We start from the raw sequence: 26,874 nt of genomic DNA on the forward strand, positions 1-26,874 counted from the left end.
AAAATTATTGTAGCCTGGGTGCAGCGCAGCGGAACCCGGGAATGCGTATCACTTATCCCGGGTTCCGCTGCGCTGCACCCAGGCTACGTATGATTCGACGAATCAAATAATTTAATTTGCATTGCTTGTGATGAGCTTTGCCAAGCCCTTTTCATAATTTCGGTATTAAAAGAAATGCCAAAATCACCATTTCGATTCAGCGCAATGACTCCCATTTCTCCATTTAATTGCTTATTCCGCTCATGAATTACATGATCACATGCTTCCTGCAAGGACAGACCAAATTCCACCATCATGGAGATAGTATGACCAACCACCTCCCTAATTATATATTCACCTTCCCCAGTCCCAGATACAGCGCATGTCGCATTATTGGCATAACATCCAGCGCCAATCACACAACTGTCACCAATTCTCCCAGGGAGGCAATTGCTGATTCCACCTGTTGAGGTTGCTGCTGCAAGATTTCCTTGCACATCTAAAGCCACAGCACCAACGGTTCCTTTCATTTTCTTGTTCTGAATTTCTTCCATGGTTTCTATTTTATTGAGCTTTTGATACACCTCATACTGCTGTGGCGTAATAAAATAAGATTCTGCTTCAATTTCTAGACCATATTTTTTTGCTATTTCTAAAGCACCATATCCTGAAAGAAAGACATGTCTTGTTTTCTCCATCACCAGCCTTGCCAAACGAATCGGATTTTTTACGGTGCGAACCATAGACACAGCACCAGCTTGTAAATCTGTGCCATTCATAATCGAGGCATCCATTTCGACTTCACCTCGAGAATTTAATGCTGACCCTTTTCCTGCATTAAATAAGGGATTATCTTCAAGGATTCCAACGGCTTCTTCCACTGCTTCTAAAGCAGAGCCGCCTTTATCAAGCACCGAATAACCCTTTTCTACTGCTTTAGCCAAACCATGTTCAAATTCTTTCTGATTCTCGTGTAAAAAAGAATAGTTTTCACTAGCACCACCATGTACCGCAATTGCAATTTTATTCATTAAGTTATTCCATCATTCAGATTCTTCACTGATAGGGATTGCAGGGTTCGCTAGAGTACGATCTGCAATTGAAAATTGGCAGCCTTTTACCAAAAGATGAACGATTAAATTTTCAACAAATACTGGCTCCCCTTCTTCAACATCTGTGATATTCGTTTGATCAATATTCCTGCCATCAATAATCACTACCATACCTGATCCATAACATTCTGCATCCGATCCATTTCGAATGATCAAAGCAGTATCCTCGCCTAAACCAATACCCAATTGTTCTGGATTCATAATAATTGCATGGGCAAGACGACTAAACCGCCCTCTTTTAATGAAATGTGTATCAATAATGCAAGACAATAAAATCCCCAATCCTGAAGAAGTTAACAAATTTCGATACCTTAGAGCCTCTGATAAACCGCCCCCGGTAATCATTACTGTGCCCATAACCATAGCTCCAGCACTGGTACCCGCAATAATAAAATCACTATCTTTCAGATATCGTTCTTTAATAATATCAACAATTGGGGTGCCACCTAGTATGGTTGATAAACGAAACTGATCTCCTCCTGTAAAAAAAATAGCCCCAGCATCTGCTGCCCTTTTTAAATACTCATTGTTGCGCGCTTCACTTCTTTTTTTTATAGGAAGAAAACCTATATTGTTGTAGCCCATATCATGAAAAACTTTTTGATAAATTTTTTTTACTTCATCCTGAATTTCTGAGCCTGTTGTAATAATTTCTATTTTCTTATTCGATGGAGGTAATAATTCACTTAAAATTTCATAACGAGTAAATTCTTTTTTTTGCTCCAAAATATCCACCGGTTCATTGTCGCCCTTATCCTCGGCACCACCGATAATCAATAACTTAGCTTTGGGTGTCATTGTAAACCTCATTCGCCATCACCAATTGCTTTTCCTTTTTCTTGAGAAAATTAGTTGTTTCAAATACATCCTCAACGGCACAAAAGATAAAAGTATTGGGCTCCGCTACCCCCATCATATGTTCAATAGCCTCAATTTCATCTGAAATAATATTTAAAGACGGTTTAAAATCAGAACGAAGAATTCCAGCAACAAGAAGGCGGTTAATTTCATGATGCGTTCGCCCTCTCCCATCCTTATCATGGCGAATGACAATTTCATCAAACATGGAAGCAACATGATAGCCCAGATTTTCTATGTCCTCATCTCGTCGATCACCTACTACACCTATAATTCCGATTTTTTTAGCACAGTGAATTGAATCAAGATAATTTTTTAGCTCACAAAATGCACCTTCGTTATGCGCGTAATCGACCATGATTTGGCAATGAGGAAATTTAAAAAGATTCATTCTGCCTGGGAGATTTTCAACGGTGGGATAAAAAACCTGGAGCGCTTCTTTTATTTTCTCGAAAGAGAAATGACTAATCACTCCAGCTAATACCGCCGCTAAAATATTTCGAATCATGCTGGTTGCCGCACCTTGAAAACTGAGCGGTATTGATTTTATATCCGCTAGAATGGTTCGCTCAGATCCCCTTTGCACTATAACATTCTCTTGATCAAGATAAGCAGCCAATCCACCTAAGCTGCAATGCTTTCTAATCTGAGGGCTTTCAAACATACCAAACAAGGCGATATTGCAATGTAAATCATTTCTTAAATCATAGGTTAAAGCATCATCAGCATTTAAAATAGTATATCCTGTTTCCTTGACGCTCCGCGCAACAACCGCTTTGACCTCTGCCATCTCTTCCAACGTATGAATATCATTTAATCCGAGATGATCCCCAGTAATATTAGTTATCACACTAATATCACATTCATCAAACCCCAGGCCTGAACGCAGAACCCCACCACGAGCACATTCTAATACTGCATAATCAACCTCAGGATCATACAAAACAGCTTGTGCACTAGCAGGACCACTACAATCCCCGCTATAGATCAATTTATTATTTATATAAATACCTTCTGTGGTTGTATAACCTGTATAATGATTTGCAAAACGTGCTAAATGAGCAATCAGCCTGACCACCGTTGTTTTTCCATTAGTACCTGTGACTGCGACTATTGGAATTCTTGAGGTTAAATTAGCTGGATAAAGCATATTTAAAATAGGCTCGGCTACATTACGTGGTGTCCCTTCATTAGGAGACAAATGCATTCTTAATCCTGGCCCAGCATTTACCTCAATAATTGCCCCATGGTTCTCATTAAGAGGACAACTAATGTCTTTTGAAATTACATCAATTCCACAAATATCCAAATTCACCAGTCTTGCGACACGTTCTGCAAGAAAGAGATTAAAAGGATGAACCGTATCTGTGACATCGCTAGCTGTTCCTCCAGAGCTTAAATTTGCAGTCTCTTTTAAGTTTAAAATATGATCTTTGGGTAAAATACTTTCCAAAGTCAGATTATTTTGTCTTAAAATGGAGAAAGTAGACTCATCAATTTTGATTTTTGTCAGTATATTTTCATGAGAATCACCTCGATTGGGATCCTCATTTGTCTGCTTTATTAATTGATTAATTGTAAGTTCTCCATTACCTACAATTTGAGCCGGGATACGTTTAGCTACCGCAACGACTTTATAATTGATTACTAAAAATCGATAATCATTTCCAGATATAAAACGTTCGATGAGCAATTCATTGGAAATTTTTTTTGCGAACTCATAGCCAAAATTTGCTTTATCAAAATTTGTGATATTGGCCGTTACTCCTTTTCCATGATTGGCATTTAACGGCTTAATCACTAATGGGAAACCCAATTGTTCGATCGCTTCTTTAAGTTCTACTTCAGACCTAATAATCATTCCCTTTGGAGTTGGAATAAAATTCGCGTTAAGAATACACTTGGTCAGCTCTTTGTCAGAAGCTATATCAACGCCAATTGAACTTGTTTTCGAAGACACAGAGGCCCATATCTTTTTTTGATTTCGACCATATCCCAATGTAATTAAGGAGCTATTTTCATAGCGCTTCCAAGGAATTTTTCTTTTTTTGGCCTCATCCACAAGCGCTTGTGTGCTTGGTCCCAAACCTTGTTTTTTAAAAATTTCTTTTAAGTGATTGATTGCTTCATCAAGAGGATAATTTTTGCCTTCTGCTATGGAGTGGATGAAATCGACTGCTATCTTTCCTGCATACAAACCGGCTTCTTCAATCTGGTATGCAAAAATAACATGGTAAACCCCATAGTCCTTAGTGCCATAAGTTCTACCAAAGCCACAATCCATCCCTGCGAGACACTGCAATTCCAACGCAACATGTTCGATTACATGACCTAGCCAAGTGCCCTCCTCAATTCGTTTTAAAAATCCACCTTCAATCCCCAAAGAACAACGATGACTGTATAAACTAGGTAGCTTTTGAATCAATCTCTCTTTGAATCCAGCGATACGGTTTGTAGGAAGCTCTTCATATTTTCCTAAGTCAAGTTTGATGACAATGAGTTCCCTTCTGAAATTTGACCAATAATTAGGCCCATTCAAGACTTGGGTTTTTAAAATGTTCATTCGCAGTCCTTGGCATAAAATGAATTACTAAAAACTCCTTTTAGCATAGGAAGAATTATTTAATTCTTCAAATTAATTAAAAAAATAATTCATTCATGAATTGCAGGGAACTAAGGGAAACACCTAATTGATACAAAAAATATAATTTTTGCAGAAAAAACACCTGCATTCCTTGCAAAGGAATGCAGATATTCAGACTATTTTTTAACATTACACGTGATTTGTGTGCAATCTCGACAATGCTTTTGTGCAAAAGCAAATGATTTAGCAGCAGAAGCAGCATGATCGGACATTTTCTTATCCGCATCTTGATCTGCTCTTTTTTCACTTGAGCTTGCATTAGTAGTACAAACCCAATTTGATCCCATTGACGTCTTTGGAGTATTCGCATTCGAACTTGAACTTGCAGAAGAACTATTTGCATTTGAGCCCATAGTGTCATCACTAGCAAATGAGGTTAGTGAGATTAAAACCAACCCGCTGAATAATATTCCTGATAAAATTTTCATGATTTTTTACCTCCTGTATAAAAACCAGTTATTGTCGTTTTAAATTCAGGTGCTGAAAAATTTGGCCAATGATTTTTATCAAAGCCAGGTGCATCCTTCAAATGCTGCTTTTCTACATTGAGAATAAAACAATCATCCTTGTTATCGTACAAAAAAAGATTCCAGGGCACAGCAAAGTATTTATTTCCGAATCCTAGGAACCCGCCAAAATCTAATACCAGATAGTTTACTTTTCCGGATTGCTTATCAATCACAACTTCTGCAATCTCACCTAGGTTTTCATGTGCGGGATTCATAACCTTAGAGCCTGTGAGCTCGCCGGATTTAACAATTCCTCTGTTTTCCATGATTAAACTCCTTTTTTATAAGACGAAATCCCTTTGACATTTTAATGGTGCATTTTCTTTTGGAAATCGTGCACTGCTTTTTTAGCCTGTTCTTCCGTATAACCATAATGCTTTCTTAGTTTTCCAAAAATTTCCTCTTGATTCCCTTCAATTTGTTTTAGGTCATCGTCTGTAAGTTTTCCCCAAAATTGCTTCATTTGACCTTTTATTTCCATCCATTTACCTTGAAAAATATTCTGATTCATTATTTTCTCCCTAAAATTTTTAAGCCAATAAAAGAGTTTTTTATTAGGCAAATAAAGGCTAGTCAATAATTTTTAAAAATGCAAAAAAATAGAACCAAATATTCAAAATATTAGCAAAACCGTGAGGTCATACTGTAATTACCCTTAGGATTATTAGGGTCTTTTACAATTCTACTATCTTGGCCCTAGGGAGGTTTCCATTACAGTAACAGGATGCCCTTTAAAGTGATCTGTATCTATAATTTTCCATCCTAGGGACTGGTAGTAATTGGGAACCGTGCGATCAAAAGCAAAAAGATAAAGCATGTCATACCCCATTTTTTTTGCTTGTTCTTTAGTTACTTCAATAAGACGTTTTCCAAGCCCTTGGTTTTGATATTCAGATTTTACGGTTAAGGAGCCTAACCATGGCATTAAATCGGGACGAATACCATCATTTTCACGCAAACTGCACATACCCACTGGTTTTTTTCCATCCAATGCGACAAACATAATTGGCATTTTTTCATTATTTGCATGGTCACGAAAACGTTGTTCTACCGCTTCAAGCGGTACCTCGGGTAGCCAAATCTTTCCAAGAAGCTCTCGCCAAATAAGGGCAAGCTCAGGGATCGCATCAAGATTATTTTTTAAAAGTTCAATTTTTATCATGTTTACATACCCATTAATTGTTCCATTATCGAGTTATCTCGGATGGATTACCGTTGTGCGCGCTGATTATCTCATAAATTATCTAAAGATTATTAGATATTCATCTATACTAAACATAGTTTGATGTAGGAGAAAGGAATAATAATGAATACTCATTCTGGTAGCGGTCGTGGTGATTTTCGTACGCTTTATTTAGGCCGATCTGTAGACGATCTCATTATTGAGTACATGGAAGAAAATGATATCCCAGGGATGTCTCTGGCGATTGTCCAGGCTCCCTATATTACGCGTGTAGTTGGTTATGGATTCGCTGATACAGAAAAAAAACTTTTAGTCTCCACACGGACACTCTTTCATGTGGGTCAATTGACTCATGCTTTTACTGCGGTAGCCATCATGCAATTAAAAGAAGAAAAGAAACTGCAGTTGGATGACTTGGTTTCCGTTTATATATCAATTCCGCAAACATGGGAAGGCGTTACCATTCGACAATTATTGACTCACAGTTCAGGTATACCTGATTTCACAAAATGTGACGATTTTTCGTTCCACAAGGACTATAAACCTAAAGACATTTATAGTTTATTTACGGATTCGAGCTTGCATTTTCCTTCAGGGACCAAAATGCAAGTCAGTGCCACAAATTATTACTTATTGGGACTTATTATAGAAAAAGTCAGTCACATGAGTTATGAGGACTATGTAACAAAAAATCAAATTAATCGAGTGGGTTTAAAACGAACATTTTTTATCAAGAATAAATCGTCAATCGATAATGAAGTGAACAATGACACCCATCCTTTTATACACAGCGAATTTTTGCATAAGCCAACATATATAGACCCTATAGAAGTTGCTCAAGGTTATAAAACGGAGAATAAAGCAGTTCCGGAAGTTACCTGGACTACCACTTTTTCGCACTGTGGTGTTGTTGCGTCTGCAGAGGACATTAGCCAATGGGATATCAGCCTGGCTGGAACTATTTTAGTCAAAGAAACAGAGAACAGAGACTTTCTTTATCAATGTATTACCTTAGATAATAAAACGATTATTCCTGGAAATGCAGGATGGCTATTCCCCGGACACCCGGGATTAATGGAGATCAAAGGAAATATTCCAGGTTTTTCGACATTTTTAAGCCGTTTCACTGCAGCAAGTGAACTCTTATGCGTCACTCTTTTAGCCAATAAGGAAAATTTAACTGATTTAGATATACTAGGCCGAAAAATTGCTGCAGCATTTGACATTAAGCTAGGAGCTCCTGAAGGATCGGGGTCAGAAACGTTGCAAAGTCCTTATTCTGTCTCAAAAACAATAGAACGAATAATTGATATTATTACCCAACAAGGCGGAAAAATATTTGCCCATATTGATCACAGCAGCGAAGCCCAAAAGGTAAATCAAACATTACGTCCAACTGAAGTTCTTATTATAGGTAATCCCGCAAAGGGAACTCCATTAATGCAAGAAAATGCAGCCATTGCACTTGATTTACCTTTGCGGATAATGGCCACAGAAGACAGTGATGGAAAAGTATGGTTGAGCTTCACTGATCCAATTCAGTTAGGTAAGGAATATCATTTACACAATAAGGAATTAAAACAAATCGCTACCGCATTGCGCATGCTTTGCGAGAAAGCTGTATCTGCACAAAGTATTATTTAAGATTTTGACATATGATTGAATGTAGCCTGGGTGAAGCGAAGCGGAACCCGGGTTTAAGAAGCTTTATTCAAATTAAGAAATCCCCGGGTTCCGCTTCGCTTCACCCAGGCTACGAGTTGCAATCTAAACTAAACTTTTTCTTCTATCTCATAGTTCTGAATTAATGCAGGATTTTCTGGTGATAAAGTAAAACTCACTTTAAGACTTGCTTTTTCACCTTTAAGAATAAAATATCCCCGTAATTGATTTTCTGGAGTTACCGCGCCAACTGTGAGGATTTTTCCTGCCTTGGCAAAAAGCTCTTGAGTTTTCTTTTGCAACGATGCAACAGATGAATCCAAAAAGAAATTTGCTGCGAATACGCCGCTTGTTTTTGCGTCCTTCCATGCAGGCAGTAATTTCACCAATGCTTTTTGTCGCTCATTCAATATGTGTGAAGGGGGTAACTCTCGTGGTTTGAGTTGTGCCCCTTTAATGAGCTTATTCAACACGCGTACATTAATTGCCTCTGCAGAAGCATAAGTCACATTAGTCAATAAAACCACGCCCACACCATATTCAGGCAATATAAGCCAATTACTTCCAAAACCAGGTAATCCGCCGGTATGTCCTACTGCTATTTTAGCATCACAATCCCTAGACCATCTTAATCCATACCCGTAAGCACTGATTGTTGGACACTCTTTGCCATATACCTTAACTTTTGAATCTACTGCGTAGAATCGCCAAGGTTGATGCATTTCACGTATAGAGCTTCTTTTTATTGGCCCTGTTTCTGCATCATCTCGTGCGGGCCATGCGGATTGATGCAGGGTAACGTAATGGCTAAACGATTCAATGGAAGCAATCATTCCTCCCATGGAAGCATAACTGCCATCGTGTAAGAGAGGTTCTTCCTGCCAATATCCATTCACCCATTGATAACCATGCGCTAATTGATTTGGTGGAATCTGGGCAAATTCCCAAGCCACCTGCTTCATGTTCAGAGGCTGCCAAATATTTGCCGCAACATAATCCTGATAGGAAATTCCTGATGCTTTTTTAACAATCAATCCCAGGAGAGCAAATCCCAAGTTACTGTATTCAAATGATGTCCCAGAAACATTAGATAGTGAAATTCCGTGTTTCACTAAAGCAATTAGTTCTTCATTAGTTTTACTCAGATTCCTATCACCCCAGGGATTATCTTCTGGAAATCCGGCAGAATGAGTTAATAAATCACGAATCGTAATCTCTGGCGCATCTTGGGTTAATTTTTGATCTTTTAGCTCAGGAATATAAAGAGATACAGGATCATCTAATCTTAATTTACCCTCATCACGAAGTTTTAAAATAGCCATGGCGGTGAAACTTTTAGTCATCGATGCGATACGAAACATCGATTGAGAGGTAGCAGGGATTTTTTTTGCGATATCGATGTAACCACCACTTCCTGTATGCACCAAACGACCATCTAAAATAATCCCATAAGCATAACCAGGAACATGATTTTTTTCTGCATACTGCTGGTACATTTTATCAATGATGGGAAATGTTGTCTGAATTTCTGCAAGCCTATTACTCTCAGTAAAAACAGGTGGAAGATAGGAGTTATTTTCACTGTTTGCCACTAGAGGGAGCATTGCAGTGAGAACAACAAGTTTTCTTGCGATAAAGCGATGCATCATGAAATCTACCTAGTCCGTTAAGAAAAAAGTGGAGTATACCCAAGAAACTTCAAAATGCTAGGGTTTTAGAGTTTCGTGGGTATATATAATATTTGTTGACTGAAATAGACTTAAAATGAAAAATAAGATCTGTAAATAGCCTCCATTTTATTGGAATAATCGAATGAAATTCTCAATGTTACTAAGAATGATGCGGTTTTGGCCTCCTTTTTGGGGCGCTGGAATTAGTGTAAAAAACTTTCATCCAGAGGGTACTCATATTCTGGTACAGATGAAAATGCGCTTTTGGAATAAAAATTATGTTGGAACGCATTATGGTGGTTCTATGTATTCCATGACCGATCCATTTTATATGTTGATGCTCATGCATTTATTAGGAAAGGGATACATTGTTTGGGATAAATCAGCATCCATTCGCTATAAAATACCTGCTAAAGGGACTCTTTATGCGCGATTCGAATTATCCCGAGAACAAGTTGAAAAAATTCGACTTGAAGTCAACGAAACCCAAAAAATTGAGTCAGAATTTATTGTTCCTATAACTGATGAGGAAGGGAAGGTCGTTGCTGAAGTGAAAAAAATTCTTTCGATTATAAAAAAATAGAGGCGCAGCGAATCAATAGTTGCTTTGGGATACTCATTATTTAATAGGAAATACTATGCCAATACATTCTTTTTCAGAAGAAGAGCAGACCCCCGTTTTAAAGCGCCACAATGAGTCTCAAACCAAGAAAAATAAAATTCCCGAATTGTTACGCAATTACAATTCAGGCTGGCCACTCTTACAAGTCAGTTTATATAGTGTGACTAATGATGCAATTGAGCCAATAAAATATGAACCAGTTCTAGGCGGTGGCACATGTCATTTTTTTTATATTGGAGCCTTTAACCTTGCAAGCCTCTTAACAAAAATACCTGGAAATATGGAAATAATTACACCTTATCCCATAACCCCAAAAAGGGAACTCGTCAAAGCAGATAATGTGCTTTTATTTTTAAGGTCTTTTAGCATTCATCATAAAAGTATTGGCATTAAAATTACCAGTAAATCAAGAGGTTATTGTAAAAGTCTGTCTGTTGATCTCCCTATGGGAGATGAAAGCAAATTTTGCGATGCGTTGACTGATATCTTCTCATTTGCACTAAAACAAGGTGCTTCACTCAAAGCAATTGGTGGATCGAATTGGAATACCCACATATATACTCAAAAACAAATTGAAGAAGCAATTAACCCTGAGGTTGCTGTTTTTCAAAACGGCCAAATTTTTATTGATTTAGGAATGTTTTTAGAACAAAGAGTAAAAGATGCAGAGATAATTGCATTATTTAAACATCTATTTAAAATTGAACCTTTTTTGGAACTCCAAAAAAAATTCCCCGAATTCAAACCGAATAGTCTCAAAGTGGTTACAGAAGCCGAGGAAACGGCTGCAAAAACACTTGAGCTCACTAGGCCAAAATCACCTTCTTTTTTCCAGGAAGAAAAAAAGGAAACATCAGTGGTTGATGCTCCAACCTTGTTTATGCATAGTTGATAGAAAAAATCGATTTGACACCCATATAGGCTTATCACCCTTGGAATCAAACTCAACTTCCAAAAGTAAAAGTGTATACTTTGACTCCAGGCTCAGTAGCAATAATCTGTAAATAGCCACTGGTGAATTTCTTTTGAGAAACTAACTCATAAATGGAATATTTATCGATTAGTATGCTGCTTTCCTGAAGTTTTTTACCCGATTGTTCGTCTGTTACGATCACTTTGACCTTAATGGGGCTTGCAGAGCTATTTCCCATAACCGCATATACCTTACGCGCATTAAAATGTATTTTTACAGCAGCATTTGCTTCTTCAGCAATAATATTCTCTGCATTGATTTGCCATAATCCTTCTAAACCCCATGCATTAGTCGATAACTGCTCAGGAAAATGATATCGAGATGCCTTATCTTGAATAAGCTCTGGACTGTAAGAGGAATCAGCCTTTGCATATCCTAAGTAAGTTTCTGGTGTTTGGGCGAGGTTGAAAGAAATATTTTTTAAAGATTTTAAAGTGCTTAAATCCTTAATCCCCAATAAAAAGCGAATATTGTTTTCCATCACATCGTATTCACCTTCACCAAAACGTTTATAGACCACATCGCCTTTTTTATTAATTAAATAATGCGCAGGCCAATAATGATTTTGATAGTTCCGCCAGGTAACAAATTGATTATCTAGGGCAACAGGATACAAAATTCCATATCGCTGCACTGCCGCTTTGACATTATCCAGATTTTTTTCAAAATCAAATTCAGGTGTGTGGATACCAATAATAACTAATCCTTTATCATGGTAACGAGCATACCAATCTTTAATATAAGGCAAAGAACGCAAACAATTAATACACGAATAAGTCCAGAAGTCGATTAAAACTACTTTCCCATGCAAGTCGTCCAAACGTAATGGGGGGGAATTAATCCAAGCGTCAATTCCTTGTATCGGCGGTGCTGGATAAGAAAACCATAAACCATTAATGAGAGAATTCGACGTTTTAATTCCTGTTTGGGGAGTAACTGAAGAAGAAACAACCTCTCCTTCAAAGTAGATCATATAAACAACACTTGCAATAATCACCCCTCCTAAAAATTTACGAAAAAGAGTGGCGCGTTTTTTGAAAAAGGCGAATGTATTTATCAGTTTTTTCCCATAGAGGGAAATAATAAACATAGGAACTGCAGCCCCGAGGGCAAAAGCCACTAAAGTAAAAAAACTAATAATCGTTGTTTTCTGCAATGCGGTTTGTACGATAATCGCAGCCAAGATAGGTCCTGCACAAGGAGTCCAAATAATGGCAATGATTCCCCCAAAGAAAAGCCCATTCCAAAATCCTCCTTCCAGTTTATTGGCTGAGGAAAAAAGGTTGCCTATTCGGGTCAATCCTTGAGTTATTTTGCCAAATTGCTCTGTTAAATAATTCGAGAGCATAATGGCACCGAGAAGAAGCAAAATGCCATAACCAACATCTCGAACTAAATTAAAATCAATATCAAAGTAATGAACTAATTGATGAGAAAAAAATACTACTAAAGAAAAAAACAAAGTAAAACCAACAATGATCCCCATAGGTCTTTTTTTGGATCCGCTCAAAGAGCCCGCCAAAAAAATAGGCAAGATAGGTAAAATACAAGGAGAAATAATAAGACCGAATCCTTCAATAAATCCTAAAATAACATTAAGAAAATTTGCTTCCATTTTTTATTTCCGGACATCAGCCCTCGCTGCCATGAACTTCCTTCTCCCCACGGGAGAATGAGCCCTCACTCCTGCCTCTCTCCCACAAGTGGGAGGGGGATTTTTAGTGCCATCTGAATATATTTCACCATTATCCCTCTCCACCTTGGGGGAGATGGGTTAGGATGAGGAGAAACCTAAACGGCCATGTACTTACAAACGCACATGAGCACCACTTTCTTGCAACCGTTTAGCAACAACTAATTGAATATTGTCTCTTGCTCGAGCAGGAAAATATTGATAAACGGCTAAAAAATCTCTCGCGTTAATCGTAAGAAATTGGCATGCAGTTATGGTACTTATGCGTGCCGTTCTGCGTACATTACGCAAAATGGCAATTTCCCCGAACACATCACCGGGTCCCAAAGTATTAACACGCTTCCAACCCATTGATTGTGTTTTTACGGAGACTTGCACAGTCCCTCGAATAATAATAAAAAGTCTATCCCCTACCTCACCTTGCTCTATAACGATCTCTTCAGGCCTATAGTTTTCAATAACACATTTATCAGAAAGCATTTTTTGTTCAATAAGGCCGATGCCCGTAAAAATAGTTGCACGAGATAGTATTGGGATAATATCTGATTGAGATAGATAATTACTCGGTTCCATATACTCTCCCTATTCAAAATGAATTACCCTATAAATAACATCGTCTTGATCATAGTATAGATTGAATTTGCTAAAATTTTTTGAGATTGGGATAATCGCGTAATTGCTCACAAAATAATTGGCCAAGAAATAATAAAACACTGATCAAATCGGCCACCCCGCCTGGACTAATCCCCATCGTGGAAAAAACTTGATGCAATTCCAACGCTTTTTTTTGGCGAGTTTTCACACATTGAATCGCCAATAGTTTCGCTGTTCTATTTTTTGCATAATTCAACCCCAACTTGCCTTTTCGATGAAGAATATTGGTATCATCCATACGCAGTAAAAGCTCTGAGTAAGCAAACAAACAGACCGTATCGAGTGATTGTGTCTCAACAAAAAGTGAAATAAAGGCTGGAAGTAATTGAAAAATCAGATCATAACCATGCATCGCCATGTGCTTCGCATCAATGACCTTGTATTTTCGTCGGACTAAAGCACCATGACTTTCCGGATTTCCCAAATGGTTTTTCAAATGCCTTGGCCAATCGTTTAATATTTGCCGATGAACATCCAATGGAGTGAATTGTTTTTTTTCCTGGGCCAAGCGAATCACAGAAACGCAAACAATACCCAAAGCAAAGATAGCACCACGATGCGTATTTACCCCCCAAGTTTTCTCCAGCATGTGCTGCTCTGCTTCAATGGCTATTTGTTTTAACTCTTCAAAAGAATGAGTGATTAATCCTTTTTTTGTAATTTGATAAAAATAATGGCGTAAGGTAAACAGACTACGATAAAACGTTTCACCATTCATATCATGATGCGCACCTGCATCTACAAAACTAACTAAACCTGGTTTGGGGTATGCTTTCACTTCAAAATAAAGTGCTCTAACCGCCATCTTGGCGAGCGTTCTTTCACAGCAGGGGATAGTGTTCATAAAGTTCGGTTCTTGATAATAACGTTACTTTGTCCTTACTCTTACACAACAGTTTTTTTGCGGATAAATCGAGTAATTCTTTGATTGGAATATCACCAAAATTAGGAAAACGTACCTCTCCGTCTATCGTTCGATTAAATTTTTTTGTTAACGCACTAATTGTTTCATGCAAATCAGTCCAAGAATATCCTTGATAATTGATAAGTAAATCAAGATCAGAAGTATCGTTAACAAAAGCAGAGCCAGATAAATAATGGAATAAAAATGATCCATAAACAGCAATATCAGAAATAGAACACGTGTCAGTAATGCGCTTTAAATCCTTTATCTTATAATACGAAGAAAAAAAATCTTGCATCGCGATAAGTTGCGGAGGTGGTTGTTGTTTTTGTACAAATGATGGGGCGACCTGCACACCAACTCGATGCTTTTTATTTCCGTGCAAAAGAGTTACCCCCAAATTAATTAGATCTCTCTCGACGCAATCGGCCTCTGCAGTAGAGTTTCGGGCAAATTGTTTGGCATAAATGAAAGGCAATCCTCGTGCAAGCCAAAGTGCCGCCTCTTGTGCAATCATTTCGAGATCATCATGACATGAAGTAATAACAAAATCAGCTTGAGGCTGAAGATAAATCAAATGATGCCGTTGTGGATTCATAAATGATTGGCTACTTTATTGATAATCGAAAAAGCAAGTTTTCTGCCACCACGCTCGCTACCTAAGAACGCTCGCTCGTCTTTTGTATTGTTTTTTTGGATCGCTAAATCAATTTTTTCAGCAAGTTCAGATGGATTTACTATCTCATGTACCCCACCAAGTTCATAAAAATTTTGCACCCCCGGGGCAAAAACTGGAAATGTTTTACTGAGCTCTTGAAGTGTACTTAATTCTATTTTGGTTACTTTGGCAATTCCTTCCAGCCACATCACAGCTAAAGCTGCATCCGGTAAGGCTAAAATGGTATCTGCCGTCAAGCCATAGGCTATAAAAGCACCTCCTAATGCTTGATTATAAACAAGAGATATCAAGACATTCCCTTGTTGGCGCAAACACTCTAAACATTCGAGTAAATGACCAAAATATTGTTGCATCCCCAGCCATTCATCACGCATCGTTAACTCTTGTCCAGCAACATCAACTAAAAGCAAAACAGGATCTTTTGATTCACTCTCAAGAATATCGATGACATGCTGAGCCATAATCAATGCTTGTTCTGCTCCTAAGAATGTCGACTCCTTAACCCCAAGAATATGAACCGGTTGACTCTTCAGAGTTGCATGTCCATAAACAACCGATTGGTTTTCTGTCAGCTTAATGTCCTGAGAAAATATCTGTTTGAGAAGATCCTTTAATGCTACCATTTTTTATTCCTTTTGTATTATCGCAGACTAAATGCTTTGTAGCCTGGGTGCAGCGCAGCGAAACCCGGGATCGGCATAACTACATTTCCCGGGTTCCGCTGCGCTGCACCCAGGCTACAATTAATTACAATTACTTTTTTATATTTTTTGCTGCCTTTAAAAACTCCTGCTCGTCCATATCAAAAAGCGTTGCAGCATACTTTGGAGCAACGTGACTCAGATAAGTTCCCTCTTCTTGATATCCTTGCGTTTCTTGAAAACGTTTTTTTAACAAAGCCTGTTTTTGTTTTACAGAGCTAAGATTCAGCGGTACATTCTTATCAAAAGCAGCAATCAATTGAGCACGTATTTCTGCAACCTCTGAACCAACATAGCTTTGAGCAATACCTTGTAAATAGCGGGTTTTCCCCCCATATACACGCCAAACTAAAGCCCTATCCTGTGAATTAAAGGCTTTGACACCTGCCACAGCTTGAATCACCTCGGGACCTGATACGCCAATACGCCCTGTTTCATTAATCATAAGATAATCCAAACATGCAGAAATAATTCCCATGCCTCCAAATGCACCGTTTTTACCACAAATAACACCTATAGTGGTTACTCCATGACGTCTTGCTTCAAAAATAGAGCGAATCGCTTCCGAAATTGCGATTTCACCAGCATTCGCTTCGTGCAAACGCACACCGCCACTATCAATGAGAAGAATCACTGCCTTCGCCTGTGTTGCGATCGCCGCTTTGAATAAACCAGTAAGCTTTGCACCATGAATTTCGCCCACAGCACCGCCCATAAAATCTTTTTGTTGCGCAGCCACTAGCACTTTGTTCTTTTGTAACAGTGCTGAACCAATGACGATGCCATCATCTGCTTCACCAGGTAAATTTAAAGCAGCTAAATAGGGACTATATAATTTTTCAGCGGCAAGCCACTCCGTGAACGAGTCCTCATCAAAAATAATCTGAATTCGTTCGCGCGCATCAAGCTCTTCATAATTACTTCCTATTTTGTAATTACCCCGAAACTCGTCCAAGGCTTGACCTAAACGCAATAAAACAACTGCGGGTGTTGCGCCATTATCATTGATTGTAAATTGCAAACCGACCGGTTGGTGTTGATTCACAAAATCCCCAATAACCATTTTCCAAACGGGTTTATAATGCTCAATTGCAGTCTGGATCTTAAAAATTGTTTCTGAGGTATCATTGGTTTCAATAATAACTTCCAGATTACCTGAGCCAACCACGCCACACACTGTTTTTTTACCCTGAAGACGTTCACCAGAAAGTGTAAAACGAAATTCCATTTGTTCCATATTCTTTGTCCTACCAATTTCTAAATTTTACAGGGGGTTCATATAAACCTTGGGAGCAATCAACAAGATCACGAATTGACTTGGCGGCCAATAAATCTCGAGTTGCGTCAGCAACTTTAATCCCCAAATCTTCTGGCCGTTTTATTACTCCTCGACGACGCAATTCCTCGACTTTCATCTTATCGCGCATTATTCCAACTTCAGTATATCCGGCAATACCGCGAATGGCGTGTTCGCGCTCTTCAAGAGTTCGACACATCAGGAGATTAGCAATCCCTTCTTCAGTCACTACATGACTCACATCGTCCCCATAGATCATCACTGCGGGCAAATCCGCATTCATCGATTTTTGTAAAGCCCAGGCATCCAACTGCTCCACAAATGTAGGTTGTGTTGAACTCTGAAACGTTTCTACCATTTGAATCACCAATTTTCTTCCTCGAGGCATTTTAGTCGCCAGTGCTTGGCTGCGTTCTTGTCCTGCTTTTAACCAAGCATAGGAAGAATGACGTCGTCCAGGAGCATCACAACCCATGTTGGGAGCACCACCAAAACCTGCGATACGCCCCTCAACAGCGGTAGAACTATTTCCTTCGAGATCCATTTGCAATGTTGCTCCGATAAAAACATCACACGCATAATGTCCAGCCAACTGGCCTAACATACGATTCGAACGTAACTCCCCTTCTTTACCCGTGAAAAAAATATCGGGACGAGCGGCTGCGTAGCGATTCATTCCTACCTCACCCCCAAACGGATAAATGGTTTTCACAAACCCTGCTTCAATGGCAGGTATCAAGGTAGGTAAAGGATTAACCACCCAGTGTTGGCATATTTTTCCCTTTAAACCCAATGATTCGCCATAGGTAGGTAAAAGTAATTCAATGGCACAGGTATTAAATCCTACACCATGATTTAAGATATTTACTTGATAAGGTGCATATATCCCTTTGATGACCATCATGGCCATTAATATTTTTACTTCATCTATTTGTGCGGGATCACGTGTAAAAAGTGGTTCGATATAAGATATTTCCGGACCTTGCACAATCACATCAACCCAATCTCCAGGAATATCAACTCGTGGTAAGTGCTCAACCAGTTCATTGACTTGCACAACAACCACACCATTTTTAAAATTGGTCGCTTCAATAAGAGCAGGTGTTTCCTCGGTGTTCGCGCCAGTAAATAAATTACCCTGCCTATCTGCCTTATCCGCCATTAACAAACAGACATTAGGTGTCAAATCTGCGACTAAACGCCCAAAAAGCTCATTGTAAGTATGAATATTACCTATCTCAATTTTCTTCTCTTTCACCATATTGGCAAGTCGCACCGATTGCGGGCCGGAATAAGAGAAATCGATTCGATTTGCGATACCTTTTTCAAAAACATCAAGGTGTTCGGGCAAGGCAATTGCCGATTGGATCATATGCAAATGATTGATCGCTACAGGATCTAACTGAGCCATTGCTGTCGCCAAAAAGCTGGCTTGCTTTTGGTTATCCCCTTCAATACATACTCGGTCACCTGAGCGTATGAGCTGAGAAAGTACTGCGACTAAATCATGTGCTTCAACAAATTTGTTGTTTTTAAGATAGGGTTTAATTCTGGACAGACGCTTTAAATATTCTTTTTTATTCTGGTCCCACATTATTGCTTCCTGCTTTGTATTTTTTAACCAGGGTCTGTTTACAATTCGCTAGCTTGAGCCAAAATGCTGTGATTTTAGAGCACCGAAACGCAGCATACACAAAGTATGTGAGTATCGGAGCACATAAAATCACAGCATTTTGGTCATGATAGTAGAATTGTAAACAGACCCTAGTGCAACTTGAGTCTTGGCTTTACTCTGCGACTTAACAAATTCGACAAGGTAAGCAGAAAAACTCGCCATCCACCATATAATGCCATTTGGTGTTGTTTATATAAAGATAAATAGAATAAACGTGCCAGCTTACCTTCTATCATGAATTTCTTCGTAATTTTACCCATCAAATTACCAATCACTTGATGACTTAAAGTAACTAAAGAACCATGATCACGATAATGATAAACAGGTAAAGGTTTACCTTCTAAATATTTATCCAAATTTTTATACAAAAAACTGGCTTGTTGGTGTGCTGCTTGCGCACGTGGCGGTACTGTTTTATCTGAATTAGTTTGCGGGCAACTCGCACAATCACCTAGAACAAAAATAGAATCATCCAGGGTTGTTTGTAAGGTTTGCTTCACTAACAACTGATTGATGTGGTTCACCTCCAAACCATCTAAATAACGTAAAAAATCTGGGGCTTTAATGCCAGCAGTCCAGACAACAAGATCAGCGGGAATAAATTGTTTTGATTTAGTATGCAAACCATGTTCTGTAACTTCATCAACTTGCTCATTGACACAAATTTTTACACCCATGCGAGCTAACTCTACAGATACTTTTTCTGAGAGCTCTTCTGGAAGTGCAGTCAGTAATCTGCTTGCCGCTTCAATGAGAGTAAACGAAATAATTTCAGGTTGAATACCAATACCATAATTTATAATTTCATGGATTGTGCTGTTTAATTCTGCGATTAATTCAATCCCAGTAGCACCACCGCCTACAACCACAAGATTAAATTGATCCTGCTGTGGTTGCTGGGAAAGACGCATGCAACGGTTTAATAACTCGCGGTGAAAATAGGCTGCTTGCTGCATGTTATCTAAAAACAAACAATGTTCACGCACTCCAGGAATACCGAAATCATTAACCACACTTCCCACCGCAATGATCAAAATATCGTATGGTACAGCTCGTTTTGGCAGAACCTCTTGTTCATGACTGTAAAATGGGGACAAATAAATTTCTTTTTTACTTCGATTTAAACCTTCAAGCGCGCCTAAAACAAAATGAACATGGTGTGTCGCCGCATAAGCAAGATAATCAATTTCATTTTCATTGGTAAACAGGCTACCTGCGGCCACCTCATGCAATAACGGTTTCCAAATATGAGTTGGTGTGCAATCAACTAAAGTTATGGACGCTTTACCCGTTTTTCCAAACTTCTTCCCAAGCAATGCTGCTAACTCCATTCCTCCTGCACCACCACCTACAATCACAATGTTTGGTACTTTTTTTGACATAAAAATTCTTCCATGGGATAAATTATTATTATAGTAGTCTGTTGATAATTATCTTTCTATCATTTACGTGAACGTATGCGTACCACGGGTAATTCGGACCAGCACGTAGTGTAACGCGGTGAGCACATTTGCAAGCGTGCATCCCAAGGCTTACTGTTGCACCCTTCTGCCGCAAGATATAAGGTATTTCGACCGAACTTTTGATTAATTTTGTCAAAAACGAACATAAAATCTTCTGTTGCTTGCAATTCCTTTTGACTGACTTGATGAAATAAATCCAGTTGACGTGATTCTTTGGAGGTAAGATTAACAAGGCATACTCCAGTCTTTTTATAATGATATCCTTGCTTGAAAATTCGGAATAACCCTTTTTTCGCTAAATGAGTAATTATTCTCAAATCATCGGTGGGGTGAACAAAACGCACCTCAATGGATTGAACATGTTGTGCCAAATCATCTCGAAATCGATTGGTGTAGATAAAAACATGCATGCCGTGTGTTAATGAGCGTTGAGCACGCAATTTTTCAACTGCACGCGCGCAATGACTACTCAAAGCTTCTGCTACCGCTGCATATTCAGTTTGCATGGAACCAAAGCTTTTGGAGGATAGAATACTTTGTTTGGCTTCCTGTATTTCCAAATCATGGCAAGAAATACCTTGCAACTCTAAAGCTGTGCGCATCACCACTACATTAAACTGTTTTTTCAGTACGTGTACATTAGTCGTCGCTAAATCAAAAGCCGTATAAATACCGTAATCAATAAGCTTTTTACTCCACTTCCTACCAATACCCCAGACATCGCCAATGGCAATTTTTTTCAGCCATTCTTCTTGATTGTTCATATTAAAAATAGGAGTTTTTAAGACTTTTTTACACAGATGATTGGCAAGTTTTGCCAGTGTTTTAGTTTGAGCAATACCTATGGAAGTAGGAATACCCGTATTTTTTAAAATCTTTTTTTGCAAAGCCAGGCAAAATGAATCATGTAAATGTACAGGCATACTGCTTAAATCAAGAAAAGCTTCATCAATAGAATAAATTTCCATATGTGGCCAATCTTGCTCTATAGTCGCCATCACGCGCTGAGATAAATCACCATATAAAGTAAAATTAGAAGAAAATACCTGAATTTGATGGCGTGCACATAAAGATTTAACCCTAAAATAAGGCTCCCCCATACCCACACCCAAAGCCTTAGCTTCATTGGATCGAGCAATAACACAACCATCATTACTTGAAAGCACAATAATAGGCTTCTCTCGTAAATCAGGACGAAAAAGACGCTCACACGATGCATAAAAATTATTACAGTCAATTAATGCATACATGATTTAGGTCACTTTTTGATTTTGGTACATAAATCAAATATAAGCTGAATAAAGCCACTTGTAAATTATTATCTGCACAATTACCGCTTATTCGAACTGACACTCTTTCAAGGGTATAATTTTGGTCTTTTTAATCCATTTATGCCCAATCCATATCATGAGAAAAAGTGGCACTCCGATGTAAGAAATAAGCAAACCATACCAATCAATAGGGGTCGCCATTAAAGCAGTATAATTCTGTCCGCCAATAACGATGATGCATACACCAAAAGCAAACAAGGGTCCAAAAGGATACCCCTTAGCTAAATAAGGAAGCTTGGCAGGATCTTTTCCTTGATGCAAATAAGCCTTGCGGAAGCGGTAATGACTTATTGCTATTCCCATCCAGGCAATAAAGCCGGAAAGACTCGTTGCATTGAGCAACCAAAAATAAACCGTACCGTTACCGAAAATGGAAGATAAAAAAGCCAACATAGCAACTGCACTCGTTAAAGCTAAAGCATAGATGGGTATTCCTCTTCGGTTAACAACAGAAAAAACTCGAGGAACATGCCCTTCCTTAGCTAGATACCAAAGCATTCTGCTGCCAACATACATACTTGAATTTGCTGTTGATATGACTGCAATAAGAATGACCACGTTCATAATCGTTGCTGCAAACGCTTTATTGTATTGTTGAAACACTAAAGTAAAAGGACTCGTTACCACATCAGAGCTAACCAATTGTGATGCAGTATAGGGAATTAAAAGACTGATAATAAAAAGAGATAAAACGAAAAATATTAGAATACGCCAAAAAACCATTTTTATGGCTTCGGGAATAGTCTTCTCAGGATGTGCACTTTCCCCAGCAGCAACTCCGATTAACTCGGTACCTTGAAAAGAAAAACCCGCTGCAACAAAAGCGCCAAGAACACCAATCCATCCGCTATGAAATGGAGCATCACCAATGCGCCAATTTTGAAAGCCACCTGCTTTGTACTCTGTGAACCCCAAAACCAAAAAAACTCCGGTTACAATAAATAAAATAATGACAAAAATTTTGATAAATGAAAGCCAATATTCCATCTCACCGAATGCTTTAGTGGATATCGCATTAAAGCCGATAATCAAAAAGAGAAAAACAGAACACCAAAGCAATGATGAACTCTCAGGAAACCAAAAATGCATGATTAATGCAGAGGCAGAAATTTCTGATGCAATATAAATGGCACAGCTATACCAATAATTCCATCCTAGCGCATAGCCTAAAGAGGGGTCAAAAAAGCGAGCTGCATAAACATAAAACGATCCGCTAGTAGGCATCAATGCCGCCATTTCACCAAGACCAGTCATCAAAAAATAGACCATGATCCCCATAATCAAATAGGCAAGCAAGGTACCACCAGGTCCAGCTATGGATAAAGCATTACCACTCGCTAAGAAAATACCCGTTCCAATAGAACCACCCAATGTTATCATTCCCAATATACGCGCATTGAGTTTGCGATGAAGCGAAGGTTCTGGGGTTAGATCATGCATCATTCAATCCTTGAATTTGGAAAAAGAGTAAAGTACTCACACTTCCATTAATTATCTTGACGTACTGCGCTTTATGCGCAGTATCCGGAGCTCTTGCTTTTAAAAAGAGCGCTCAAGTACTTCAAAGTAACATCCTGGATACCGCGAATAAAGCGCAGTATGTAGGATTTATCTCTTCACTTAAGGGCAGTGCACCTAATCGTTAAGAAACTCACACAGTAGACGTTGAAAATGATGGGTTCCTTGCTCTTTTGTCGGAGAGAATCGACCGGTTTCATAAAAACGAGAACGAATCCCCCGTTGGACGGATTCTACGACTGCCTCATCTTCACGTTCTACTTTATCCAAATCTCCACCAGCTCCTTTACCTAACTTGGATTCATCAAGAACGTACGTTAAGAATGAAACTTTAGTTAATTCAGGACCTAATGGTTTTACCACATTGACAGAACATCCCCATGGATAAAAGTTAAGCATTGTATTTGGAAAAATCCAATAATAATACGCGGCGACTTGTTTCCCGTAGTCAAGGGAGTCTTTAGGCAAATCAAAACTTTCTTCACCATGGCTGGCTAGAGCCAATTGTAAATTACAATAACGATAAAGCTCGGTGGTATAAGTGGTGCAATCAATCACTTTTCTTAATGAATGATGGACAAAGGGAATATGTAACGCCTCAAGATAATTTTCGCAATACAATGCCCAATGCGCTTTAACTAAGTAATCACGTGAGCGATTGCTATCGAGATGCATTTTTTCCATAGGTAACCAAAAAAGACGCTCTTTAATATCAGCAAACACATCCCTAAAAGATACTTGAGGCGCTAATGAGGCAAAAAGAAATGGTTCAAGACAATCAAATGGGATTTGCGGTAAATTGTCCTTTGCCGTTGGGAAATTGCAGGTTTTCTCAAACTCAGGCATATGCAAAAGTTCACCGCAAAGATTAAATCTACGCCCATGATAGGAACATTTAATTTTCTCGGCAGAACACGGTGCCTCAATCAAGATATTCCCTCTATGAGTACAGACATTACTAAGGCAACGAAAACAGTCTTGTTCATCACGTACAAATAATAAAGGTTCGTCCAACAAGCCTGGCAATAAGGTAAAAGGTACCAGCTGTCCCTCTAATCGTAAGCTTTCTGTGCTGCAACAAAATTGCCAAGTCCTGGCAAATATTTTTTCTTTTGCCTGTTCGAAACATTCCACAGACGTATAAAAATGTGCAGGTAAAGTGGAGGCTTGTGCAATATCAGGATCTACGTAAAACTTATTCATGATCAACTTCCTTATAAATATTCCTGTCTTTACTTATTGGGCAGGGCAACTTTGGCGATATTAAAACACCAATCACTTTTGTTATCCATATCTAGCATTATCGGAGTCAATCACTGCTGACAAAAACTGTCAGCACGATCCTTTAAACTCTTATCTCCATTAAATCAAAAGGAGTTTATTATGCATCTTGATCCAAATTTAATAATTTTCTATGTCGATAATCCTCTAGTCAGTGCACCTTTTTATGAGGGGATACTGAAGAGCCAACCCATCGACTCATCACCTACTTTTGTCATGTTTGTATTGAAATCAGGCATGCGTCTTGGTTTATGGGCTAAACATACTGTTGAACCATGCGCCACCCTGATGGGCGGTGGAAATGAGCTTTCACTGCAAGTACAAGATGATCGTGCAATTGATGAACTTTATACCCTCTGGCAAAAACAAGGAATCCAGATTGCTCAAACGCCAACGATGATGGATTTTGGTTATACCTTTGTAGCCCTTGATCCAGATAATCATAGAATTCGGATTTTCTCTTTAAATCCACAGCTCAAAGTTGCTTAAGGATACTGTAATTAGATTCCCTTCTCCCTTGTAGGGAGAAGGTGCCCGTCAGGGCGGATGAGGGATGCCCTCACCCCTGCCCCTATCCCACAAGTGGGAAAGGATTTTCTCTTAAAATTCCAGCTGAAATAAAGCCTCAGATAAATTATGATTAGGTCATTGAGTGGATAATTAAGGGTCTGCAATGAATGTATTGGTTACTGGTGCATCAGGTTTTATTGCTGCTCACATTGTAACTGATCTCATTACAGCTGGACATGCAGTCACATGCTGTGTTCGTGATGTTGCGTTCACTCAAAAATTGTTCCCCTCAGCACGTATTATTCCCTGTGATTTTATCCATGATCAATCCATCAATCTCTGGGGCGAACGTTTGCAACAAATTGATCTGGTGATTAATTGTGTAGGAATTCTTTACCATCCTAAGAATAAAATAATATGGTCCATTCATTATGAAACACCGAAAGCATTATTTGATGCATGCGTCCAGGCAGGAGTAAAAAAGATTATTCAAATCTCCGCTCTTGGCATTGAGGCATCCGATGTAGTTTATGCTCAAAGTAAGAAAGCAGCGGATGACTATTTACTCACACTTCCTATTCCATCAATTATTCTGCGCCCATCCTTAGTTTATGGTCGTGGCTCATACGGCGGCTCCTCTTTATTTCGCGGTCTGTGTGGATTACCATGGATTACCCCTGTACCCGGTAAAGGGGGGCAAGAGTTTCAGCCCATTCATGTTGAAGATCTCTCTAAAGCCATCATCGAGTTGATTGATTTACCTCTGGAACACAATTTACTGTTACATGCAGTCAGTGCAAAACGAGTTAGCTTAAATGATATCCTAATGCACATGCGAACCTGGTTAGGTTTTGCCAAATCACGATTGTTTTTTGTCCCTGCACAACTTATTCGATTTGCCTCATTTATTGGCGATTTAATCCCCTATTCCGTTTTGAATACTAACTCTTATAAATTACTTGTTCAAAACAGTGTTACAAGCCCAGAAGAGACCCAAAAATTTCAAGAAAAAATTGGTTTTACGCCCCAAGTATTCCCTGAGGGGATGTATCGCCATCCCAGTTCGATACAAGATCGTTGGCATGCACGACTTTATTTTCTTAAACCCATCCTAAGATTTAGTATTGCATTTATTTGGCTATTTACTGCAATCATCTGCCTGTTTTTCTACCCTAAATCTGCTTCTTATGAACTTTTAGCTCAAATTGGGGTGAGTGCGTTCTGGCAACCTATTTTATTTTATGGAGCCAGCATTCTTGATGCCGTTATTGGTTTGGCCGTATTGTTTATGAATCACCTAAAAAAAATCAGTCTATTACAAATCATCATCATTTTAGGTTATAGTGCCTTATTAACGTGGAAGCTTCCTAATCTATGGTTTGAACCGTTCGCACCTTTAGCAAAAAATATTCCGCTTTTGGCCGCGATATTCGTTTTTTTAGCCCTGGAGTCTGATCGATAATGCTCTATTTTTGGCTCAAATTTATTCACGTCATCAGTTCGACAATCCTTTTTGGTACGGGCATGGGAACTGCCTGTACCATGTTGTACGGACATCGAACAGGAAAAACTGAAGTGATTGCTGCTACAACACGCTATGTCGTGCTTGCAGATTGGATTTTTACTGGAACCTCTGGCTTTATTCAACCGGTTACTGGGTTTTGGATGGTCTATTTAGCAGGTTATGCCTGGACCTCATTATGGGTAATGGGATCAATTATTGGCTATTTAATTGCAGCTTGTTGCTGGTTTCCTGTAGTGTATCTCCAGATTAAAATGCGCGATTTTGCTGTGGAGGCAGAACAAAAAAACATGCCCTTACCTCCTACTTATTTCCGTTATTTTAAATATTGGTTTTGCTTAGGTTGGCCAGCATTTATTAGTCTGATTATTGTTTTTTACCTGATGACCAATAAACCTGCTGGTTTTTAAAGATGTAGTTTGGGGGTATTGTAG

25 protein-coding genes are annotated in these 26,874 nt (G+C 38.7%); 6 read left to right on the plus strand and 19 right to left on the minus strand.

What is annotated here, in order from left to right; all coding sequences use genetic code 11:
• Window positions 1-83: 83 nt before the first annotated feature.
• The 7 genes from Lstg_RS06625 to Lstg_RS06655 all read right to left on the minus strand — a co-directional run bounded on the left by Lstg_RS06625 (window position 84) and on the right by Lstg_RS06655 (window position 6,264).
• Window positions 84-1,010: an isoaspartyl peptidase/L-asparaginase family protein gene (locus Lstg_RS06625; protein ID WP_058476882.1), complete on the minus strand. Its 927-nt coding sequence runs from the start codon at window positions 1,008-1,010 to the stop codon at window positions 84-86.
• Window positions 1,011-1,022: 12 nt separating this feature from the next.
• Window positions 1,023-1,889 carry a cyanophycinase gene (locus tag Lstg_RS06630; protein WP_058476883.1) on the minus strand — a complete coding sequence of 289 codons (867 nt, stop codon included), beginning with the start codon at window positions 1,887-1,889 and terminating at the stop codon, window positions 1,023-1,025.
• Window positions 1,873-4,512 (minus strand): cyanophycin synthetase, encoded by a 2,640-nt coding sequence (gene cphA, locus Lstg_RS06635; RefSeq protein ID WP_058476884.1) that lies wholly within the window; start codon window positions 4,510-4,512, stop codon window positions 1,873-1,875. The genes Lstg_RS06630 and cphA overlap by 17 nt, the downstream gene beginning before the upstream one ends.
• 197 nt (window positions 4,513-4,709) lie before the next feature.
• Window positions 4,710-5,021 carry a hypothetical protein gene (locus tag Lstg_RS06640; RefSeq protein ID WP_058476885.1) on the minus strand — a complete coding sequence of 104 codons (312 nt, stop codon included), beginning with the start codon at window positions 5,019-5,021 and terminating at the stop codon, window positions 4,710-4,712.
• The gene (locus Lstg_RS06645) at window positions 5,018-5,368 is read right to left on the minus strand and encodes a PRC-barrel domain-containing protein (RefSeq protein WP_058476886.1); all 351 of its coding nucleotides are present in this window, start codon (window positions 5,366-5,368) and stop codon (window positions 5,018-5,020) included. Before Lstg_RS06645 ends, Lstg_RS06640 begins: the two co-directional genes overlap by 4 nt.
• Before the next feature lie 41 nt (window positions 5,369-5,409).
• Window positions 5,410-5,613, minus strand: a complete 204-nt coding sequence (locus tag Lstg_RS06650) for a CsbD family protein (RefSeq protein WP_058476887.1) — start codon at window positions 5,611-5,613, stop codon at window positions 5,410-5,412.
• A 174-nt stretch (window positions 5,614-5,787) separates the two neighbouring features.
• Window positions 5,788-6,264 (minus strand): GNAT family N-acetyltransferase, encoded by a 477-nt coding sequence (locus Lstg_RS06655; protein WP_058476888.1) that lies wholly within the window; start codon window positions 6,262-6,264, stop codon window positions 5,788-5,790.
• A 144-nt stretch (window positions 6,265-6,408) separates the two neighbouring features.
• Here Lstg_RS06655 and Lstg_RS06660 point away from each other — a divergent pair, with 144 nt between their 5' ends.
• On the plus strand, window positions 6,409-7,929 hold the full coding sequence (locus Lstg_RS06660; RefSeq protein WP_058476889.1) for a serine hydrolase: 1,521 nt from the start codon (window positions 6,409-6,411) through the stop codon (window positions 7,927-7,929).
• A 128-nt stretch (window positions 7,930-8,057) separates the two neighbouring features.
• Here the strand turns inward: Lstg_RS06660 and Lstg_RS06665 are convergent, their stop codons facing one another.
• On the minus strand, window positions 8,058-9,596 hold the full coding sequence (locus tag Lstg_RS06665) for a serine hydrolase domain-containing protein (RefSeq protein ID WP_238585388.1): 1,539 nt from the start codon (window positions 9,594-9,596) through the stop codon (window positions 8,058-8,060).
• Window positions 9,597-9,759: 163 nt separating this feature from the next.
• Here Lstg_RS06665 and Lstg_RS06670 point away from each other — a divergent pair, with 163 nt between their 5' ends.
• Together Lstg_RS06670 and Lstg_RS06675 are read left to right on the plus strand one after the other, a co-directional pair.
• The gene (locus Lstg_RS06670) at window positions 9,760-10,200 is read left to right on the plus strand and encodes a DUF4442 domain-containing protein (RefSeq protein ID WP_058476890.1); all 441 of its coding nucleotides are present in this window, start codon (window positions 9,760-9,762) and stop codon (window positions 10,198-10,200) included.
• Window positions 10,201-10,255: 55 nt separating this feature from the next.
• Window positions 10,256-11,131 (plus strand): hypothetical protein, encoded by an 876-nt coding sequence (locus Lstg_RS06675; RefSeq protein ID WP_058476891.1) that lies wholly within the window; start codon window positions 10,256-10,258, stop codon window positions 11,129-11,131.
• A 52-nt stretch (window positions 11,132-11,183) separates the two neighbouring features.
• On the opposite strand, the gene Lstg_RS06680 is transcribed toward Lstg_RS06675, so the two are convergent.
• The 11 genes from Lstg_RS06680 to Lstg_RS06730 form a co-directional block, all read right to left on the minus strand.
• Window positions 11,184-12,827: a cytochrome c biogenesis protein DipZ gene (locus tag Lstg_RS06680; RefSeq protein ID WP_058476892.1), complete on the minus strand. Its 1,644-nt coding sequence runs from the start codon at window positions 12,825-12,827 to the stop codon at window positions 11,184-11,186.
• Window positions 12,828-13,019: 192 nt separating this feature from the next.
• Window positions 13,020-13,478 (minus strand): cyclic nucleotide-binding domain-containing protein, encoded by a 459-nt coding sequence (locus Lstg_RS06685; protein ID WP_058476893.1) that lies wholly within the window; start codon window positions 13,476-13,478, stop codon window positions 13,020-13,022.
• A 70-nt stretch (window positions 13,479-13,548) separates the two neighbouring features.
• Window positions 13,549-14,403: a triphosphoribosyl-dephospho-CoA synthase gene (locus Lstg_RS06690; RefSeq protein ID WP_058476894.1), complete on the minus strand. Its 855-nt coding sequence runs from the start codon at window positions 14,401-14,403 to the stop codon at window positions 13,549-13,551.
• On the minus strand, window positions 14,381-15,061 hold the full coding sequence (locus Lstg_RS06695; RefSeq protein ID WP_058476895.1) for a phosphoribosyl-dephospho-CoA transferase MdcG domain-containing protein: 681 nt from the start codon (window positions 15,059-15,061) through the stop codon (window positions 14,381-14,383). Before Lstg_RS06695 ends, Lstg_RS06690 begins: the two co-directional genes overlap by 23 nt.
• The gene (locus tag Lstg_RS06700) at window positions 15,058-15,765 is read right to left on the minus strand and encodes a biotin-independent malonate decarboxylase subunit gamma (RefSeq protein WP_058476896.1); all 708 of its coding nucleotides are present in this window, start codon (window positions 15,763-15,765) and stop codon (window positions 15,058-15,060) included. The genes Lstg_RS06695 and Lstg_RS06700 overlap by 4 nt, the downstream gene beginning before the upstream one ends.
• A 130-nt stretch (window positions 15,766-15,895) precedes the next feature.
• Entirely contained in the window at window positions 15,896-17,080 is a 1,185-nt protein-coding gene (locus Lstg_RS06705) for a biotin-independent malonate decarboxylase subunit beta (RefSeq protein WP_058476897.1), read from the minus strand.
• A gap of 10 nt (window positions 17,081-17,090) precedes the next feature.
• Window positions 17,091-18,734, minus strand: coding sequence for a malonate decarboxylase subunit alpha (gene mdcA / locus Lstg_RS06710; protein ID WP_058476898.1), 1,644 nt, complete (start codon window positions 18,732-18,734; stop codon window positions 17,091-17,093).
• Between the two features lie 170 nt (window positions 18,735-18,904).
• Entirely contained in the window at window positions 18,905-20,197 is a 1,293-nt protein-coding gene (locus tag Lstg_RS06715) for an NAD(P)/FAD-dependent oxidoreductase (RefSeq protein ID WP_058476899.1), read from the minus strand.
• Window positions 20,198-20,256: 59 nt separating this feature from the next.
• On the minus strand, window positions 20,257-21,528 hold the full coding sequence (locus Lstg_RS06720) for a Y-family DNA polymerase (protein ID WP_058476900.1): 1,272 nt from the start codon (window positions 21,526-21,528) through the stop codon (window positions 20,257-20,259).
• Between the two features lie 87 nt (window positions 21,529-21,615).
• Window positions 21,616-23,052 carry an amino acid permease gene (locus Lstg_RS06725; protein ID WP_172462826.1) on the minus strand — a complete coding sequence of 479 codons (1,437 nt, stop codon included), beginning with the start codon at window positions 23,050-23,052 and terminating at the stop codon, window positions 21,616-21,618.
• Between the two features lie 192 nt (window positions 23,053-23,244).
• Window positions 23,245-24,330, minus strand: coding sequence for an SRPBCC family protein (locus Lstg_RS06730; RefSeq protein WP_058476902.1), 1,086 nt, complete (start codon window positions 24,328-24,330; stop codon window positions 23,245-23,247).
• Between the two features lie 180 nt (window positions 24,331-24,510).
• Between Lstg_RS06730 and Lstg_RS06735 the strand changes: the two genes are divergently transcribed.
• The 3 genes from Lstg_RS06735 (at window position 24,511) to Lstg_RS06745 (ending at window position 26,850) form a co-directional block, all read left to right on the plus strand.
• Window positions 24,511-24,897, plus strand: coding sequence for a VOC family protein (locus Lstg_RS06735; RefSeq protein WP_058476903.1), 387 nt, complete (start codon window positions 24,511-24,513; stop codon window positions 24,895-24,897).
• A 184-nt stretch (window positions 24,898-25,081) separates the two neighbouring features.
• Window positions 25,082-26,380 carry an NAD(P)H-binding protein gene (locus Lstg_RS06740; protein ID WP_058476904.1) on the plus strand — a complete coding sequence of 433 codons (1,299 nt, stop codon included), beginning with the start codon at window positions 25,082-25,084 and terminating at the stop codon, window positions 26,378-26,380.
• Window positions 26,380-26,850 carry a DUF2269 family protein gene (locus Lstg_RS06745; protein WP_058476905.1) on the plus strand — a complete coding sequence of 157 codons (471 nt, stop codon included), beginning with the start codon at window positions 26,380-26,382 and terminating at the stop codon, window positions 26,848-26,850. The genes Lstg_RS06740 and Lstg_RS06745 overlap by 1 nt, the downstream gene beginning before the upstream one ends.
• Window positions 26,851-26,874 lie beyond the last annotated feature (24 nt).

It is taken from the genome of Legionella steigerwaltii, from assembly GCF_001468065.1.
Lineage (GTDB): Bacteria > Pseudomonadota > Gammaproteobacteria > Legionellales > Legionellaceae > Legionella > Legionella steigerwaltii.

What these genes read in the sequence shown, in the direction of transcription:
- Lstg_RS06720 (WP_058476900.1), bottom strand. Translation starts at nt 21,528, where the DNA reads ATGTATGCATTAATTGACTGTAATAATTTTTATGCATCGTGTGAGCGT.
- Lstg_RS06715 (WP_058476899.1), bottom strand. Translation starts at nt 20,197, where the DNA reads ATGTCAAAAAAAGTACCAAACATTGTGATTGTAGGTGGTGGTGCAGGA.
- Lstg_RS06645 (WP_058476886.1), bottom strand. Translation starts at nt 5,368, where the DNA reads ATGGAAAACAGAGGAATTGTTAAATCCGGCGAGCTCACAGGCTCTAAG.
- Lstg_RS06700 (WP_058476896.1), bottom strand. Translation starts at nt 15,765, where the DNA reads ATGGTAGCATTAAAGGATCTTCTCAAACAGATATTTTCTCAGGACATT.
- Lstg_RS06675 (WP_058476891.1), top strand. Translation starts at nt 10,256, where the DNA reads ATGCCAATACATTCTTTTTCAGAAGAAGAGCAGACCCCCGTTTTAAAG.
- Lstg_RS06745 (WP_058476905.1), top strand. Translation starts at nt 26,380, where the DNA reads ATGCTCTATTTTTGGCTCAAATTTATTCACGTCATCAGTTCGACAATC.
- Lstg_RS06650 (WP_058476887.1), bottom strand. Translation starts at nt 5,613, where the DNA reads ATGAATCAGAATATTTTTCAAGGTAAATGGATGGAAATAAAAGGTCAA.
- Lstg_RS06725 (WP_172462826.1), bottom strand. Translation starts at nt 23,052, where the DNA reads ATGATGCATGATCTAACCCCAGAACCTTCGCTTCATCGCAAACTCAAT.
- Lstg_RS06655 (WP_058476888.1), bottom strand. Translation starts at nt 6,264, where the DNA reads ATGATAAAAATTGAACTTTTAAAAAATAATCTTGATGCGATCCCTGAG.
- Lstg_RS06630 (WP_058476883.1), bottom strand. Translation starts at nt 1,889, where the DNA reads ATGACACCCAAAGCTAAGTTATTGATTATCGGTGGTGCCGAGGATAAG.
- Lstg_RS06670 (WP_058476890.1), top strand. Translation starts at nt 9,760, where the DNA reads ATGAAATTCTCAATGTTACTAAGAATGATGCGGTTTTGGCCTCCTTTT.
- Lstg_RS06640 (WP_058476885.1), bottom strand. Translation starts at nt 5,021, where the DNA reads ATGAAAATTTTATCAGGAATATTATTCAGCGGGTTGGTTTTAATCTCA.
- Lstg_RS06695 (WP_058476895.1), bottom strand. Translation starts at nt 15,061, where the DNA reads ATGAATCCACAACGGCATCATTTGATTTATCTTCAGCCTCAAGCTGAT.
- Lstg_RS06685 (WP_058476893.1), bottom strand. Translation starts at nt 13,478, where the DNA reads ATGGAACCGAGTAATTATCTATCTCAATCAGATATTATCCCAATACTA.
- cphA (WP_058476884.1), bottom strand. Translation starts at nt 4,512, where the DNA reads ATGAACATTTTAAAAACCCAAGTCTTGAATGGGCCTAATTATTGGTCA.
- Lstg_RS06735 (WP_058476903.1), top strand. Translation starts at nt 24,511, where the DNA reads ATGCATCTTGATCCAAATTTAATAATTTTCTATGTCGATAATCCTCTA.
- mdcA (WP_058476898.1), bottom strand. Translation starts at nt 18,734, where the DNA reads ATGTGGGACCAGAATAAAAAAGAATATTTAAAGCGTCTGTCCAGAATT.
- Lstg_RS06730 (WP_058476902.1), bottom strand. Translation starts at nt 24,330, where the DNA reads ATGAATAAGTTTTACGTAGATCCTGATATTGCACAAGCCTCCACTTTA.
- Lstg_RS06625 (WP_058476882.1), bottom strand. Translation starts at nt 1,010, where the DNA reads ATGAATAAAATTGCAATTGCGGTACATGGTGGTGCTAGTGAAAACTAT.
- Lstg_RS06660 (WP_058476889.1), top strand. Translation starts at nt 6,409, where the DNA reads ATGAATACTCATTCTGGTAGCGGTCGTGGTGATTTTCGTACGCTTTAT.
- Lstg_RS06705 (WP_058476897.1), bottom strand. Translation starts at nt 17,080, where the DNA reads ATGGAACAAATGGAATTTCGTTTTACACTTTCTGGTGAACGTCTTCAG.
- Lstg_RS06665 (WP_238585388.1), bottom strand. Translation starts at nt 9,596, where the DNA reads ATGATGCATCGCTTTATCGCAAGAAAACTTGTTGTTCTCACTGCAATG.
- Lstg_RS06680 (WP_058476892.1), bottom strand. Translation starts at nt 12,827, where the DNA reads ATGGAAGCAAATTTTCTTAATGTTATTTTAGGATTTATTGAAGGATTC.
- Lstg_RS06740 (WP_058476904.1), top strand. Translation starts at nt 25,082, where the DNA reads ATGAATGTATTGGTTACTGGTGCATCAGGTTTTATTGCTGCTCACATT.
- Lstg_RS06690 (WP_058476894.1), bottom strand. Translation starts at nt 14,403, where the DNA reads ATGAACACTATCCCCTGCTGTGAAAGAACGCTCGCCAAGATGGCGGTT.